A 14,450-nucleotide genomic window follows, 5' to 3' on the forward strand; every position below is an offset into this window, starting at 1 on the left:
CCGGGCCGCCTCATGTCGAAGGGAGCCCCGCATGAACTACGACACCTTCGTCGACCAGGTGGCCCGGCGGGTCCGTACCGACCCCGAGCGGGCGGTGGTGCTGGTCCACGCGACGCTGGCGACCCTCGCCGAACGGTTGACCGGCGGTGAGGTGCTCGACCTGGCGACGCAGCTGCCCGCGCCGTTGCGGCTGGCGCTGCGGCCCGGCCCCGGAACGGAGGCGGCCGAGCAGTTCGGCGCGGCCGAGTTCGTCGCCCGGGTGGCGCGGCGGGCCGAGCTGGACGAGCCGGCTGCCCGGGACGTGGTGCGGGTGGTCTTCGGCACCGTCCACGAGGCGGTCAGCGGTGGCGAGTTCGACGGTCTGGTGACCCGGCTGCCGCGCGACTACCGCGACCTGGTGGAGCCCGCGCTCGCCCCCGGCACGGCCGCCGGGCGCCGGGCCTGACCCACCGGCCGGCACGGGGCACGGCGGGTCGGGGCACCCAGCCGTTGACCAGGGCAACCATGCCCGGAACGAGAGTCGCCCTGACTTGGCGAGTCGTCCGGACCTGGCCTAACCTGGTCCGCACGAGGGGAGTACTTCCCACGAACCATTCCGGTCAGTACGGCGGGCTCCGGGCTCGCCTCGGGTGGTTGCCCACGACGAACGTGGGTGAAGGAGACCTCGAACATGGCACGGTGTTCGAGGAGGCTCCATGACCGATCTGTCGTACTTTGCTGCCGGTGGGTTGTCGTCGGTCGGCACCCCCACCCTGTGGGCGGTGACCATCGTCGGCGTGCTCGCCCTGCTGGTGCTCGACTTCCTGGTCACCCGACGCCCGCACGAGGTGTCGATCCGGGAGGCGCTGGGCTGGTCGGCGTTCTACATCGCGCTGCCGTTGGCCTTCGGCGGCTGGGTCTGGTACCGCTTCGGCTCCCAGCAGGGCGTCGAGTACCTGACCGGCTACCTGGTCGAGAAGTCGCTGTCGGTCGACAACCTCTTCGTGTTCATGCTGCTGCTGGCCGCCTTCGCGGTGCCCGCCGTGCTCGCCCAGCGGGTGCTGCTCTACGGCATCGCCGGCGCGCTGGTGCTGCGGGCGGTCTTCATCGCCCTCGGCGCGGCGGCGTTGCAGACCCTCGACTTCGCTTTCCTGATCTTCGCCGTCATCCTCATCGCCACCGCCGTCAAGCTGCTGCGCGACGCCCTCTCCGGGCACGAGCAGGAGGTGGACATCAACAAGATGCGGTCGGTGCGGCTGCTGCGCCGGTTCATGCCGGTGGTCGAGGAGTACCACGGCACCCGGATGACGATCCGGCAGCACGGCCGACGGGCACTCACCCCGTTCGCCCTGGTGGTGGTCGCGGTGCTCGCCACCGACATCGTCTTCGCGGTCGACTCGGTGCCCGCCGTCTACGGCATCACCGAGGACCCCTACCTCGTCTTCGCCACCAACGCCTTCGCCCTGCTCGGGCTGCGGGCGCTCTACTTCGTGCTGCACGCCGCGCTGAGCCGCCTGGTGCACCTCAGCTACGGCCTGGCGATCATCCTGGCCTTCATCGGCGTCAAGCTCGGCCTGCACTGGGCGCACGGCATCTGGTCGGGCGTGCCGGAGATCCCCACGCTGGCCTCGCTCGGGGTCATCATCGGCGTCCTGGTCGTGGTCACCCTCACCAGCCTGCGGGCGACCCGCGACCGGGAACCCGGCGACGCCGAGGTGGTCGTCGACAAGCACTGACCGTGCGCGACCGGCGGCGGCCCGCGACGGGGCCGCCGCCGGTCGCGGCCCGGTCCGCCGGAACCCTCCCGCCCACGCCCGCCGCGGTGGTAGGACTGACGGGTGGGAATCGTGTCACCGGGCTTCCAGGGCCGCCGTCGAACGACCGACCCGGCCCTGCCGCCGGGGCAGTACCTGACCGAGGACTTCCCGGTGCTGTCCGCCGGGCCGACCCCCCGGGTCCCGCTGGACCGGTGGGAGTTCGTGCTCAGCACCGAGACCGGCGACGAGGTCCGCTGGTCCTGGGCGGAGCTGATGGACCTGCCCCAGGAAACCCCTACGGTCGACATCCACTGCGTCACCCGGTGGTCGAAGTTCGGCACCAGCTGGCAGGGCGTCTCGCTGGACGTGCTGCTCGACGGCGTGGACACCGCTGCCGACTACGCCCAGGCCCACTCGTACGGCGGCTACACCACCAACCTGCCGCTGGACGACCTGCGCGACGGGCAGGCCTGGGTGGTGCACGGATACGACGGCGAACCGCTGCCCGCCGAGCACGGCGGCCCGGCCCGGCTGCTGGTGCCGCACCTCTATTTCTGGAAGTCCGCCAAGTGGGTACGCGGGCTGCGGCTGACCGTCGAGGACGAACCCGGTTTCTGGGAGACCGCCGGCTACCACGACTACGGTGACCCGTGGCGCGAGCAGCGCTACCAGGGCGACTGAGGTGACCGCGGCCGGTGGTCGGCTGGCGCGGCCGCTGGACTGGCGGGTGGCCCGCCTGGCGCAGCGCCGTGTCGAGACGCCCACCGCACAGACCCTCGTGCTGTCGGTGCCCGGCTGGCCGGGGCACCTGCCGGGGCAGCACGTCGACGTCCGGCTCACCGCCCCCGACGGCTACCAGGCGGCCCGCTCGTACTCGCTCGCCGCCCCGGCCGACGGCGACCGGATCGCGCTGACCGTACAGCGGGTGCCCGACGGCGAGGTGTCGCCGTACCTCACCGACACCTGGGCCGAGGGCGACCCGGTGGAGGTGCGCGGCCCGGTCGGCGGCTGGTTCGTCTGGCGACCCGAGCAGACCGCGCCGGTGCTGCTGGTCGCCGGCGGCTCCGGGGTGGTGCCGCTGATGGCGATGGTGCGGGCCCGCCGGGCCGCCGGCAACCGCGCGCCGTTCCGGCTGATCTACTCGGTCCGCACCCCGGCGGACGTGATCTACGCCGACGAGCTGCGCACCCGCGCCCGCGACGACCTCGGCCTGGACGTCACCCACGTCTACACCCGCGAGGCCCCCGACGGCTGGCGGGGCGAGCCGCACCGGATCGGCCTGGCCGACGTGAACACCCACGGCTGGCCGGCCGACCTCGAACCGCTCTGTTACGTCTGCGGCCCGACCGGCTTCGTGGAGACCGTCGCGGACCTGCTGGTGGGGCTGGGCCACCCGACCCGGCGGGTCCGCACCGAACGGTTCGGGCCCACCGGCTGACCGGCGAGGAGAACCGATGACCGAGATGTCCTACCTGGACGGCAACATGCTCGACGGGCCGCTGCGCGAGCTGCTGGCCGTGGACCTGAGCGCGGCGACCGGGCGGTGCGCGTCCTGCGGCATGGTCGGCCCGATGGCCGGCCTGCGCGTCTACGCCCACGCCCCCGGGCTGGTGGGTTGCTGCCCGGCCTGCGCCGAGGTGATGCTCCGGCTGGTCCGGGCCCCCGACCGGGCGTGGCTGGACCTGCGCGGCGCCACCTACCTCCAGGTGCCGATGCCGCCGGCCGGGCCGCCGTCCCTGCGCTGATCTGATCAGTGCGGTGCGGCGGCGACCGACGCCCGGCGCACCAGCGGGCACGGCAGGGCGACGTGACGGGCCACCCGACGGCGGGCGCCCTTGGGCCGGTCGAGCAGCTCCACCATGGTCTCGACCGCCCACGTGCCCATCCCGTGGTGCGGCAACGCCACGCTGGTCAGGGCGGGGAACAGCCCGTCGGCGATGACCTCCTGGTTGGCGCAGCCGACCACCGAGAGGTCCTGCGGGACCCGCAGGCCGAGTTCGGTCGCCGCCCGGTAGACGCCCATCGCCATCGCGTCGGTGAAACAGAACAGCGCCGTCGGCCGGTCGGCCGAGCCGAGCAGGGCGCGCGCCGCGCGGTGCCCACCGGCGGGATCGCCGGCGTCGGCACGCACCAGCTCCGGCCGGTACGGCACCCCGGCCGCCCACAGCGCCTCCCGGTAGCCGAGCAGCCGACCCCGGGCGGCGGGGACGTCGTCGGCGGTGGTGACGAAACCGATCCGCCGGTGCCCGTGGGCGAGCAGCTCCCGTACCGCTGTGGCGGCACCGCCACGCTCGTCCGGCACCACGGAGGGGAGCGTGGCGTCGGCACTGCGGGCGTTGAGCAGCACCACCGGCATCGGGCGCAGCTCGTCGGGGACGTGCACCACCCGGTGGTCGGTGGTCGCGTAGAGCACGCCGTCGACCCGGTGCCGCGCCAGGGCCCGGATCTCCCGCCGTTCCGCCTCGGGGTCACGGCCGGTGGTGAGCAGGAGCACCCATCCGCGCGCCGACGCGGTCTCCTGCGCGCCCAGGACGAGCCGCCCGGCCTGGCCGGTGGCGGCGACGACGTCACCGAGCAACCCCAGGGCGTACGACCGTTGCAGCCGCAGCCCGCGGGCCAGCCCGTTCGCCGCGTAGCCGAGCTGACGGGCCACCGTCTCGACCCGTTCCCGGGTCTGGGCGCTGACCCGGGTGCCGGACTTGTTGTTCAACACGTGGGACACGGTGGTCACCGAGACACCCGCGGCGGCGGCGACGTCCCGGATGCTTGCCTTCGGACCCATCGGTTCACCTTCGTGTCGCTCGTGTCTCGGCCGTCGGGCACGACGGTCCGACAACGCTAGCCGACCGTATCCACCGCTGGAGATCACGAAGGGTCCCGCGCACGGGATGGTCGCCCGGCGGTGCCGACGGGTCGCCGGACGGCGGTCCGGATCACCCACCAGGCACCGCCCGCCGGTCGGCCCGGCGGGCGGTGCCGCCCGGCTCAGATCCGGGAGGTGAAGGCGACCAGCACCTGGTTCGGCGCGGGAGTGCCGGTGTTGTCGAAGCAGATCACGTCCACCGGGGCGTCCACCGCGTACGACCACGGCTGGGTCAGGTTGCAGTAGTTCGGCCCGGTGCCCTGCGCGGTGACCTGGGCGTGCGTCTCCTTCTGCCCGAGCTGCTTGAAGGTGACCAGGTAGCGGCCGACCGGCGCGAGCGGCGCGATGGTGTTGACGCCCACCCCGAGCTGGGAGTTGTCGTTGGTGGGACCGCCCGCCGCGCTGGCCAGGTGACCGAAGAACTTCGGCGGGGCCAGCGACCCGACCACCGAGCGTCCCCGGTGGTAGGAGAGGGTGAAGTCGGTGTTCACCGGCGCACCGGCCTGGTCGAAGCAGAACACGTAGACCAGCACGTCGGTGCCGGAGGCGCCCCAGCGGGCGACGGTGCACCGGCGCTGACCGGCGTTCGGCTGGATCGCGGTGGCCTGCACGTTGCCGGCCAGCACCCCGGCCAGCCCGACCCCGGGCAGCTTCACCGACCACTGCCCGACCCCCAGCGGGGCCAGCGCGGCGGGGGCCCCGGTGGACACGTACGACTGGACCAGACCGCTGACCCCGCCCTGGACGTAGGCGTGTGCGGTGCCGGCCGGCGGCACCCCGGAGCTGGCGGTCCACAGCACGGTGAACCGGCTGTCGTCGCGGGTGCCGCCGGGGGCGAAGCACTGCACGTCGACGATCTCGTCGGTGCCCGACTGGAACCAGCGCACCACGGTGCAGTAGTGCCCGGCCCGGTCGACCGGGGTCACGTGCGGCACCCCGCGCGCACCGGCCCCGATCTGCGGGAAGCGCACCTGGAACCGGCCCGGGGCCACTTTGACGCCGGTGGCCCAGGCGGCCGGGAAGGCGGTCTTCCAGGTCCCCCACTGCCGGGTGGTGTCCAGCACGGTCCAGCTGGTGACGCTGGGGTTGTCGACGTAGGCGAAGCCCCAACGGTCCGCGGTGGCCGCCGCGGCGGGTGCGGTCGGCGCGAGCCCCACGGCCGCCAGCAGGGCGGCCAGCGCGACGGCGACGACACGGCGAACTCTCATCTGTCCCTCCGATTGGTGGTGGTCGAACAGAAACTCAGCGTGAGCGGAGGGCGCGCCTAAAGCAACGGTGTCGTCTACCCGGTGTGACTACAGTCGGGAGCCCGTCACTGATGTATCAAACGGCCCGCTGCGCCCTCGTCCGCCGCCCCGCTCCGGCCCGGCGGTGCCGGGGCGACCCGACACGTTTGTCGTGCTGACCGCCGGGAAGGGAGCGGACATGACGAAACCTCGTGTGGTGATCGTGGGCGCCGGTTTCGCCGGTTACCACGCGGCGAAGACGTTGCGTCGGCTGGCCGGCGGACGGGCCGAGATCGTGCTGCTGAACTCGACCGACTACTTCCTCTACCTGCCGCTGTTGCCCGAGGTGGCCGCCGGGGTGGTCGAACCCACCCGCATCTCGGTCCCGCTGACCGGCACGCTGCCCGGCGTCCGGGTGGTCGTCGGCGAGGCCGACCGGGTCGACCTGCGCCACCGCTGGGTCGGTTTCACCAACCCGGAGGGGGAGCGGGGCCAGCTCGCATACGACCGGCTGGTGCTCTGCGTCGGCAGCGTCAACAAACTGCTGCCCATCCCCGGCGTGACCGAGTACGCCCACGGTTTCCGGGGCCTGCCCGAGGCGGTCTACCTGCACGACCACGTGGTCCGCCAGATCGAGCTGGCCGAGCAGGCGCAGGACCCGGCCGAGCAGCAGGCCCGGGCCACCTTCGTCGTGGTGGGCGCGGGCTACACCGGCACCGAGGTCGCCGCGCACGGGCAACTGTTCACCGACGCGCTGCACGCCCAACGCCCCCGGTTGACCGTCCGGCCCCGGTGGATGCTCCTGGACGTCGCCGCCCGGGTGCTGCCGGAGCTGGACGAGCGGATGTCGGCCACCGCCGACCGGGTGCTGCGCCGCCGGGGGGTCGACGTGCGGATGGGCACCTCGGTCGCCGAGGCCACCGCCGACGGGGTGCACCTCACCGACGGCGAGTACGTCCCGACCTGCACGCTGGCCTGGTGCGTCGGGGTACGCCCCGACCCGTTCGTGGCCGAGTTGGGCCTGCGTACCGAGAAGGGCCGGCTGGTGGTAGACGAGTACCTCAACGTCCCCGGCTTCCCCGAGGTGTACGCCTGCGGCGACGCCGCCGCCGTGCCGGACCTGACCCGCCCCGGGCAGCTCTGCACGATGACCGCCCAGCACGCGCAACGGCAGGGCAAGCTCGCGGCGCACAACATCGCCGCCTCCTACGGGCACGGCAGGCGTCGCCCGTACCGGCACCACGACCTGGGCTGGGTGGTCGACCTGGGGGGAAGGGACGCGGCGGCGAACCCGCTGAAGCTGTCGCTGTCGGGGCTGGCCGCCAAGGCGGTCACCCGGGGCTACCACCTGCTGGCGATGCCCGGCAACCGGGCGCGGGTGAGCGCCGACTGGGTGCTCGACGCCGCGCTGCCCCGCCCGGCGACGCAGCTCGGTCTGGTTCCGGCCCACGCCGTGCCGTTGGAGAGTTCGTCACCCGAGGTGCCGGTGCACACCCGCTGAACCGGTGGCAGGGGACACGGGCGGGCGCCGGTGACGACCTGCGTCCCGGCTTCACCCGGACCTGCCCCCGGCTTCACTCCCGCGGGGTGAGGGGTGCTCACCCGCGCGGGACGGACCATCGGGACGACCGGAGGTCTTCCGAGGAACGCGGAAGGGTAGGTCGTCATGAAGAGGATCGTGGAGATCGTCCCGGCCCGTCCCGGCTGGTACTCCCGCTGGCAGGTCGGCCCCGAGGTGACCAGGTGCTACCCGGTGAGCCTCTGGGCCCTGGTGGAGGAGGCCGACGGATCGGGCCGTGAGGTGGTGGGCATGGACTGCGCCGGGCAGTGGCCCGGCGCGGAGGACAACGAGTCGGGCGGGGGATTCGTCCGGTACCTGTTCCAACTGCCGGATTCGGGTCCTCCGGCGGACGCCGAACCCCCGTCGTCCGCCGCGCCCCGGTCGACCGGGCCACGCCGGCAGCCCGCCGTCGAGACGCAGGGGACCGTCGTCAGCGTCTGACGGCGCGAACCCCCGCCCGGGCCCTCCTCCCGGCCCCCGGCCCCTGGTCCCAGGGTCGGGGGTCACCCCGATCGGATGCCTCAGCCCACCTCGCGGACGTCGTCGTCGGCCCCGGCCGCCGGCTGTTCCTCCACCGCCAGCAACTCGGCCAGGCCGGTGCGGTCGAGCAACTGCTGGAGCCGGGTGCTGACCCCGGTCAACCGGACCGGACCGGCCCCGCCCTGGCTGAGCACCACGAACGCGCTCAGCCCCGACGAGTCGCACAGACCGACCCCGCCCAGGTCGACGATCAGCGTGCGGTGGCCGTCCGCGCGGACCCCGGCCGCCGCCTCGATCAGCTCCGGGGCGGTGTCGAAGTCGAGGTCGCCGGTGAGCCGCAGCCGGGCGGTGCCGGCGTCGAGCCGGGTCACCTCGATGGTCAACAGCTGCGGGCGCATGCCCCCATGTTCCCAGCAACAGATGATCGGGAAACGTCGGGGTTCGGCCGACCCGGTGACCGGGTTCAGGCGGCCGGGTTCAGGCGGACCTGGCTGGGCGCTGCGGCGCGGGGGTGGACCGCTGCGGCAACTGACGGGCCAGCAGGCCGGTGACCCCGGTCATGTCGAGGATGGTGGTCAGGAAGCGGGGTACGGCCCGCAGCCGGACCAGCGTCCCGACCCGTTGCCCCTCCCGCCAGGCGTGCACGATGACCGACAGGCCGGTGCTGTCGATGAAGGTCAGCCCGGAGAAGTCGAAGACGACCACGGCAGGGCGCTCCGCCAGCAGCCGGTCGACCTCCACCCGCACCGGGCGGGAGGTGGCGTAGGCCAGCTCACCGCCGACCGACAGGATCGGCGCCGAAGGGTCGGAGTGGTCCACCGACAGGGTCAACGGGGCGGTCTCGGTCTTCCTTCCAGGGGGCACCACAGCACGCCTTTCCGCAGGGCCGACGGTCGGGCCGGACTACGCCGGATCGTAACAACCCGCCGGTGGGCCCGCAGGGGTGCGCAACCGCACGCAGGACGCCGTGCGGTGGCGGTGCCCGCGTTCCGGCGTAGGCTGAGCGGAACAGATTGGAACATACGGCCTACATCCGGGATGTGCCGGATGGCGACAAGGGAGTGGGGCTCAGCTGGTGGGTGCTGCCGACGTCAGGGGCTTCGACCCGGGCGACGGACGGATCTCCACGCCGAGTGCCGGTCGGGCTGCGGCGCGGTCCGTCGGCGCGCCCCCCGGCCTGCCGCCGTTGGCCCCCGACCGGGCCGGCCCCGATCCCGCCCGACCCGACCCGGACCGGGTCGACCCGGCCTGGTCCGAGGTCCTCGAACACTTCCGGGAGGGCCTGGTCGTCTGCGACGCCGACGGGGTGGTCCGGCACGTCAGCCCGGTGGCCGAGCGACTGCTGCCCGAGGTGTCGCCCGGCCGTCCCCTGGCCGCCGCCGGTCTCGCCGTGCTGACCGGGGCCGCCGTCGAGCCCGACGGGTTCGGTCACCACGGCCGGCGACTGCGCATCCGCCGGGTGCCGCTGTCCGGCTCCCGCAGCTGTCTGTACGTCGAGGACGTCACCGACAGCGTCTCCCGGGCCGACGCCCTGCTCGCCGAGCGGGCCCGGTCGGCCTTCCTCGCCGTGGTCGGCGAGAAGCTGGGCAACCCGCTGCACCCGGACCGGGCCGCCGCCGCAGTGGTCCGGCTCACCGTGCCCACCCTGGCCGAGGTGGCGGTGCTGGTGCTCGCCCCCCGCTCCGGGCGGGCCCGGTGGTGGCGGGCGACCCGGGTCGACGACGAGTCACCCACGGTGGACAGCGGCGTGCTGCCCGCCGCCGCGCTGCCTCCGGCCATCGTCGAGGGGCTGTCCGGGGTGGAGCCGCACGCGGTGGACTGGCTGGTCGACCAGGCGGTCGAGGCCGGCTGGCTGCCGGGGTTGAACGCCCGCGAGGTGACCGCCCGGGTGGTCCCGCTGCCCGGCCGGGACGCCCCGGCGGGTGTGCTCCTGGTCGCCCGGCGGACCCGCTGGTACGACGACGCCGACGTGGACCTCGTCCGGGCCTTCGCCGCCCGGGCCGGCGCGGCGCTCACCACCGCGGTCCTCTACCGCAACCAGGTCGAGGTGGCCGACACCCTCCAGGCCAGCCTGGTGCCGGGGGAACCGGCAGGTGTGGCGGGGGTGCAGTGGGGCACGGCGTACCGGCCCTCCCAGGCGAGCCTGCGCATCGGTGGCGACTTCTACGGCGCGCACCGGCTGGCCGACGGCGGTGCGGTGTTCTTCCTCGGCGACGTCTCCGGCAAGGGGGTGGAGGCGGCGGTCTTCACCGGCCAGCTCCGCCAGTGCCTCCAGGCGCTCTACCGGGTCGAGTCCCGGCCCGGCCGGCTGCTGAAGCTGCTCAACGACGCCCTGCTGGAGACCACCCAGGCGCACGGGCAGGGCCGTTTCGCCACCATGGTGCTCGGGGTGGTGCGCCCGCACCGCGACGGTGGCCTGTCGCTGGCCCTGGCCGGTGGCGGGCACCTGCCGCCGCTGGTGCTGCGCGACGGCGGCGAGGTGGAGACGGTGCCGCTGAGCGGGATGCTGATCGGTGTGGTGCCCGACCCGCGCATCGGCGAGGTCACCGTCCGGCTGGCCGTCGGGGAGACCTGCCTGCTCTACAGCGACGGGGTGACCGAGGCCCGGGGCGGCCGGCGCGGCGACGAGCAGTTCGGGCAGGACCGGCTGGTCCACGCCGTCACCGGCTGCCACCGGATGCCCGCCCCGGCGCTCGCCGAGCGGGTCGAGCAGGTCACCTGCGACTGGCTGGCGCACGGCGACCACGACGACATCGCGGTGCTCGCCCTGCGGGCCACCGGACCCGGTGGCCGCCCCCGGCGGCACCTGCACTCAGTGCCGGCCGTGCCGGACCCGGCCGAGGAGAGGACGTCCCGATCATGACCGCCCCGGCCGACACGTACCGGGCCTTCGGTGACTTCCTCGCCTGCCTGGAGGAGGCCGACGAGTACGGCGCGATCGAGGTGGTCACCGGGCTGCTCGACGCCGGCGTCCCGGCGGAACGGGTGCTGCTCGACCTGGTCGCCCCGGCCCAGTCCGAGGTCGGCGAGCGGTGGGCCCGCAACGAGTGGAGCGTGGCGCAGGAGCACGCCGCGACGCACATCAGCGAACGGGCGGTGGCGGCGGTCGCCGGGTACGCCGACCCCCGGCCGACCCGGGGGCGGATCGTGGTGGCCTGCATGGACGGTGAGTGGCACGCCCTGCCACCCCGACTGGTCGCCGAGGTGCTGCGGCTGCGCGGCTGGCAGGTGACGTTCCTGGGCGCCAGCGTGCCGGCCGCCCACCTCGTGTCGTACCTGCACCGGCACGACGCGCACGCGGTCGCGTTGGCCTGCGCGCTGCCGATGCGGTTGCCGCAGGCGCACCGGATGGTCGAGGCGTGCCGGCGTTCGGACGTGCCAGTGGTCGTCGGCGGGCGTGGGTTCGGCGTGGACGGCCGGTGGGCGCGGCGGCTCGGGGTCGCCTGGGCCCCGGACGCCCCGGGCGCGGCCGACCTGGTCGCCGACGAGCGGGCGCTGCGCCGGGTGCCCCCGGCGGACCTGTCCCACCTCGCCGACGACGAGTACGCCAGCCTGGTGAAGCGACGCGGCGAGCTGATCGACTCGGCGGTGGCGGACCTGCGGGCCCGGGTGCCGTCGGTGGCGGATTACACCTCGGCGCAGTGGGACGCCACCACCGCGGACCTGGGGTACACGGTGGACTTCCTGGCCGCCGCCGTCTACGTCGACGACGCGGAGCTGTTCACCGATTTCGTGACGTGGCTGGTGGCGATCCTGACCAGCCGGGGGGTGCCGGCCGGGGCGGTCGCCGCCACCCTGGGCCACTACGGGCGCGTCCTGCGGGACTTCCCCCGGGCGGGGCGGTTCCTGGCGCTCGGGGCGGCGGCGACCGTCGCGTCCGGCGGGGTGCGGCACTGACGCGCCGCGCGGGCCACCGGGGGAGCGCTGCGTATACTTGCTGCACTGCAAGGGTCTGCCTGTGGTGGGAGCGAGAGGGACGACGTTGACCTTCAGCGTGACGCATGCCGGGCGGGACGGTGGCGGCGTGTGTCTGCGACTCACGGGCGAGTTGGACCTCAGCTCGGCCGGGGCACTCAACACCGAGATCGACCGGCTCGCCGCGGGTGGCGAGCGGCACCTGCTGCTCGACCTCACCGGGCTGACCTTCTGCGACTCCACCGGCATCGCGGCGTTCGTCCGTGGGGACAACCTCGCCGCCGCGCAGGGTGGCTGGCTGCGGCTGTACGGGGCGACCGGCCGGGTGGACCGGGTCCTGCAGATCACCGGCCTGGCCGACGTGCTGCGCTATCAGCCCGACACCGCCGACCCGCGGTCGCCGTCGGCCCGGTGATGGGCTAAATTTCCCCGCCAGCGGGTGACCGCGCGGTTTCCCGCTCCGCGGGTGACCGTGTTCGGTCATACCGCCAACGGGGTACCGAGACCGTCGTCCCCGCTCGCCGACACAGACAGGTTGGACCCATGGACCGAGGCGCCACGAACCCCGTCCGCATCCTGGTGGTCGACGACGACCCGGGTGACGTGCTGATGATCGAGGAAGCCCTGGCGGACTCCGGCATCGCCAAGGTCATCGACGTGGTCGGTGACGGTCAGGAGGCGATGGAGTTCCTGCGGCAGGAGGGCCGGCACGTCGACGCCCGCCGACCCGACGTGATCCTGCTCGACCTGAACATGCCGCGGATGGACGGCCGGCAGGTGCTCGGCGAGGTCAAGCAGGACGACGACCTGCGCACCATCCCGATCGTGGTGCTGACCACGTCCAACGCGGACACCGACATCGTGGGCAGCTACAGCCTCCAGGCCAACGCCTACGTCACCAAGCCGATCGACCTGGACGACTTCAACGACGTGGTGCGCCGCATCGACGAGTTCTTCGGCCGGGTCGTGGTGCTGCCCAAGCGTTCCTGACCGCCCGGGGCGTCCCGGCGCGCCCCGACGCGTCGGGTCCGCCCCGGTCGTCGGCTCCGGGACCCACCCCGCAATTGCTGAACATTTTTCTCGAACCGCCCCGGGGGCCGTCGGCTGCCGCGAGGATCGAGCTGGGACAGACGTACCAGCTTCCTGGGGGGGCGACACGTATGAGGTTCTCCGTCGTTGAGTCCGGCTACGACCGGCGACAGGTCGATTCCTGCCTGGACGAGCTCGGAGTCCGGTTGACCCGGCTCGCCGCGCGGGCGGAGGTGATCGCCGGCGCGGGGCGGGAGTGGGACCAGATCCGCCAGGAGACCACCCTGCTCCTGGCGATGGTCGACCGGCGGCGGGCCGACGCCGACCGGGGCGCGGCCCGGCCGGCGGCCCCGCGTACGGCCGACGAGCTGCTGGCCCGGGCCCGCGCCGAGCTGGACGCCGCCCGGGAGGAGGCCCGGCAGTTGCGCGAGCGGGTGTACGCCGAGGCGGTGCAGGCCCGCCGCGAGTTCGAGGCGTCACTGCACGAACGGCGGCACCGGGCGGCCCGGGTCGACCAGCTCCTGACCGGGCTGACCGTCGAGACCGTGCCGGTCGACACCCCGACCGCCGCCGCCGGGGGTGTCCCGGCCACCCGGGTCGCCACCGGCACCGACGAGGTGACCGTCGACCAGCCCGAGCCGGGCACCCGGGTCGCCTGACCCGGGGACCCTGCCGGTCCGCCGCCGCCCGTCGCGCGGTGGCGGCAGGGCCGGTTCAGAGCAGCGCGTCGACCACGGCGGCGGCCCGGTCCTCGTGCCGCGCGTACGCGCCGGGGTAGGCGGAGATCTGCACGGCCTGCGCGGCGGCGGTGATGCTGAGCTGCCGCCAGCCGGGGACCTCGGCCAGCGCGGAGTAGAACGCCCGCGCCGCGTAGGCGGGGCGCATCAGCTGGGCCACCGTGCCCCAACCGCTGCTCGGGCGCTGCTGGAACAGGCCCACCGAGTCGTGGTCCGAGCCGCTGCCCTGGTGCGGGTGGTCGTACGACTCGGGCAGCACGTCGCTGGCGAGGTTGTGCAGGTCGCTCTCCTGCATGGCGGTGGCGACGGCGACCACCAGCCCCCGGCGCGGCACTCCCAGGTCGACGCCGACCGCGACGATCACCTGGGCGTTGTCCATCTGCACCCGGGTGAGCCCGGCGACCGGGCGGGGCCGGACCGGTTTCGTCGTCGGCTTCGGCCCGGCGGCGCCGGGGGTGGCCGACGGGCGGGGGCTGGCCGGCAGGGGGCTGGCCGGCAGGACGGTCCGCTCCCGGGCCCGGGAGGCCCGCTGCTCGTCGGCGGCCCGGTCGGCCAGCACCTCCTGCACCGGCCGGGGTTGCCTGTCGACCCGGTGGGTCCCGGCCAGCGCGACGAGCCCCAGGCAGCAGGTCACGCCACCGGCGAGGGCGATCCGGGCGGGGGTCGAGGCGAGCGCGGCACCGATGCCCCGCCTGGGTGGTTCCGGCGCGCGGTGCCGGCCGATCCTCCGTTCGTCCGAGGCCACCGGGGTCGAACGGGTGGCCGGGCGGTTCCGGGCCGGCTGCTGCGCGGCGGTCTCGTCGGGGTGCACCCGACGAGGTTAGAGAGGTTTCGGCGGGAAACTGGCGGCGGTATGGGTGGCCTACGCCACAATCGGCCCGAATCCGCCCGGATATTCCCCGT

General features: G+C 74.2%; 17 protein-coding genes. 12 read left to right on the forward strand and 5 right to left on the reverse strand.

Annotated elements, in window-relative coordinates:
* Window positions 1-31: 31 nt before the first annotated feature.
* The 5 genes from ACN261_RS22700 to ACN261_RS22720 all read left to right on the forward strand — a co-directional run bounded on the left by ACN261_RS22700 (window position 32) and on the right by ACN261_RS22720 (window position 3,481).
* Window positions 32-445 carry a DUF2267 domain-containing protein gene (locus tag ACN261_RS22700; protein ID WP_425852028.1) on the forward strand — a complete coding sequence of 138 codons (414 nt, stop codon included), beginning with the start codon at window positions 32-34 and terminating at the stop codon, window positions 443-445.
* 250 nt (window positions 446-695) lie between these two features.
* The gene (locus ACN261_RS22705; protein ID WP_421481676.1) at window positions 696-1,715 is read left to right on the forward strand and encodes a TerC/Alx family metal homeostasis membrane protein; all 1,020 of its coding nucleotides are present in this window, start codon (window positions 696-698) and stop codon (window positions 1,713-1,715) included.
* Between the two features lie 111 nt (window positions 1,716-1,826).
* A complete protein-coding gene (locus tag ACN261_RS22710) occupies window positions 1,827-2,417 on the forward strand; it encodes a sulfite oxidase-like oxidoreductase (protein WP_425853637.1) in 591 nt (196 codons plus the stop codon).
* Between the two features lies 1 nt (window position 2,418).
* A complete protein-coding gene (locus tag ACN261_RS22715; RefSeq protein WP_421481678.1) occupies window positions 2,419-3,174 on the forward strand; it encodes a ferredoxin reductase in 756 nt (251 codons plus the stop codon).
* Window positions 3,175-3,190: 16 nt separating this feature from the next.
* Entirely contained in the window at window positions 3,191-3,481 is a 291-nt protein-coding gene (locus ACN261_RS22720) for a DUF6510 family protein (protein ID WP_425852031.1), read from the forward strand.
* Between the two features lie 5 nt (window positions 3,482-3,486).
* Here ACN261_RS22720 and ACN261_RS22725 read toward each other — a convergent pair whose 3' ends face one another.
* Complete coding sequence (locus tag ACN261_RS22725; protein ID WP_425852033.1) at window positions 3,487-4,518, reverse strand: LacI family DNA-binding transcriptional regulator; 1,032 nt, start codon at window positions 4,516-4,518, stop codon at window positions 3,487-3,489.
* Window positions 4,519-4,721: 203 nt separating this feature from the next.
* Window positions 4,722-5,807 (reverse strand): hypothetical protein, encoded by a 1,086-nt coding sequence (locus tag ACN261_RS22730; protein ID WP_425852035.1) that lies wholly within the window; start codon window positions 5,805-5,807, stop codon window positions 4,722-4,724.
* A 217-nt stretch (window positions 5,808-6,024) separates the two neighbouring features.
* On the opposite strand from ACN261_RS22730, the gene ACN261_RS22735 reads away from it, so the two are divergent.
* Complete coding sequence (locus ACN261_RS22735; RefSeq protein WP_421481682.1) at window positions 6,025-7,326, forward strand: NAD(P)/FAD-dependent oxidoreductase; 1,302 nt, start codon at window positions 6,025-6,027, stop codon at window positions 7,324-7,326.
* Window positions 7,327-7,491: 165 nt separating this feature from the next.
* Complete coding sequence (locus ACN261_RS22740) at window positions 7,492-7,827, forward strand: hypothetical protein (protein ID WP_421481683.1); 336 nt, start codon at window positions 7,492-7,494, stop codon at window positions 7,825-7,827.
* A gap of 80 nt (window positions 7,828-7,907) precedes the next feature.
* Here ACN261_RS22740 and ACN261_RS22745 read toward each other — a convergent pair whose 3' ends face one another.
* Together ACN261_RS22745 and ACN261_RS22750 are read right to left on the reverse strand one after the other, a co-directional pair.
* Window positions 7,908-8,264 carry an STAS domain-containing protein gene (locus ACN261_RS22745; protein ID WP_421481684.1) on the reverse strand — a complete coding sequence of 119 codons (357 nt, stop codon included), beginning with the start codon at window positions 8,262-8,264 and terminating at the stop codon, window positions 7,908-7,910.
* A gap of 79 nt (window positions 8,265-8,343) precedes the next feature.
* Window positions 8,344-8,730, reverse strand: a complete 387-nt coding sequence (locus tag ACN261_RS22750; RefSeq protein WP_421481685.1) for an STAS domain-containing protein — start codon at window positions 8,728-8,730, stop codon at window positions 8,344-8,346.
* Between the two features lie 211 nt (window positions 8,731-8,941).
* On the opposite strand from ACN261_RS22750, the gene ACN261_RS22755 reads away from it, so the two are divergent.
* The 5 genes from ACN261_RS22755 to ACN261_RS22775 all read left to right on the forward strand — a co-directional run bounded on the left by ACN261_RS22755 (window position 8,942) and on the right by ACN261_RS22775 (window position 13,469).
* On the forward strand, window positions 8,942-10,729 hold the full coding sequence (locus ACN261_RS22755; protein WP_425852037.1) for a SpoIIE family protein phosphatase: 1,788 nt from the start codon (window positions 8,942-8,944) through the stop codon (window positions 10,727-10,729).
* Complete coding sequence (locus ACN261_RS22760; RefSeq protein WP_421481687.1) at window positions 10,726-11,763, forward strand: cobalamin B12-binding domain-containing protein; 1,038 nt, start codon at window positions 10,726-10,728, stop codon at window positions 11,761-11,763. The genes ACN261_RS22755 and ACN261_RS22760 overlap by 4 nt, the downstream gene beginning before the upstream one ends.
* 127 nt (window positions 11,764-11,890) lie before the next feature.
* Window positions 11,891-12,196, forward strand: a complete 306-nt coding sequence (locus tag ACN261_RS22765; protein ID WP_421481688.1) for an STAS domain-containing protein — start codon at window positions 11,891-11,893, stop codon at window positions 12,194-12,196.
* Between the two features lie 128 nt (window positions 12,197-12,324).
* Complete coding sequence (locus ACN261_RS22770) at window positions 12,325-12,771, forward strand: response regulator (protein WP_088645276.1); 447 nt, start codon at window positions 12,325-12,327, stop codon at window positions 12,769-12,771.
* A gap of 170 nt (window positions 12,772-12,941) precedes the next feature.
* Complete coding sequence (locus ACN261_RS22775) at window positions 12,942-13,469, forward strand: ATPase (protein WP_425852040.1); 528 nt, start codon at window positions 12,942-12,944, stop codon at window positions 13,467-13,469.
* Between the two features lie 55 nt (window positions 13,470-13,524).
* Here the strand turns inward: ACN261_RS22775 and ACN261_RS22780 are convergent, their stop codons facing one another.
* On the reverse strand, window positions 13,525-14,358 hold the full coding sequence (locus ACN261_RS22780; protein ID WP_425852042.1) for a hypothetical protein: 834 nt from the start codon (window positions 14,356-14,358) through the stop codon (window positions 13,525-13,527).
* Between the last annotated feature and the right edge of the window lie 92 nt (window positions 14,359-14,450).

Origin of the sequence: Micromonospora sp. WMMD723 (assembly GCF_049863385.1) — a bacterium.
Taxonomy (GTDB): Bacteria; Actinomycetota; Actinomycetes; order Mycobacteriales; family Micromonosporaceae; genus Micromonospora; species Micromonospora wenchangensis.

Coding starts and splice junctions, on each gene's coding strand:
- ACN261_RS22735 (WP_421481682.1), top strand. CDS start 6,025: ATGACGAAACCTCGTGTGGTGATCGTGGGCGCCGGTTTCGCCGGTTAC.
- ACN261_RS22730 (WP_425852035.1), bottom strand. CDS start 5,807: ATGAGAGTTCGCCGTGTCGTCGCCGTCGCGCTGGCCGCCCTGCTGGCG.
- ACN261_RS22740 (WP_421481683.1), top strand. CDS start 7,492: ATGAAGAGGATCGTGGAGATCGTCCCGGCCCGTCCCGGCTGGTACTCC.
- ACN261_RS22725 (WP_425852033.1), bottom strand. CDS start 4,518: ATGGGTCCGAAGGCAAGCATCCGGGACGTCGCCGCCGCCGCGGGTGTC.
- ACN261_RS22720 (WP_425852031.1), top strand. CDS start 3,191: ATGACCGAGATGTCCTACCTGGACGGCAACATGCTCGACGGGCCGCTG.
- ACN261_RS22760 (WP_421481687.1), top strand. CDS start 10,726: ATGACCGCCCCGGCCGACACGTACCGGGCCTTCGGTGACTTCCTCGCC.
- ACN261_RS22775 (WP_425852040.1), top strand. CDS start 12,942: ATGAGGTTCTCCGTCGTTGAGTCCGGCTACGACCGGCGACAGGTCGAT.
- ACN261_RS22745 (WP_421481684.1), bottom strand. CDS start 8,264: ATGCGCCCGCAGCTGTTGACCATCGAGGTGACCCGGCTCGACGCCGGC.
- ACN261_RS22770 (WP_088645276.1), top strand. CDS start 12,325: ATGGACCGAGGCGCCACGAACCCCGTCCGCATCCTGGTGGTCGACGAC.
- ACN261_RS22705 (WP_421481676.1), top strand. CDS start 696: ATGACCGATCTGTCGTACTTTGCTGCCGGTGGGTTGTCGTCGGTCGGC.
- ACN261_RS22700 (WP_425852028.1), top strand. CDS start 32: ATGAACTACGACACCTTCGTCGACCAGGTGGCCCGGCGGGTCCGTACC.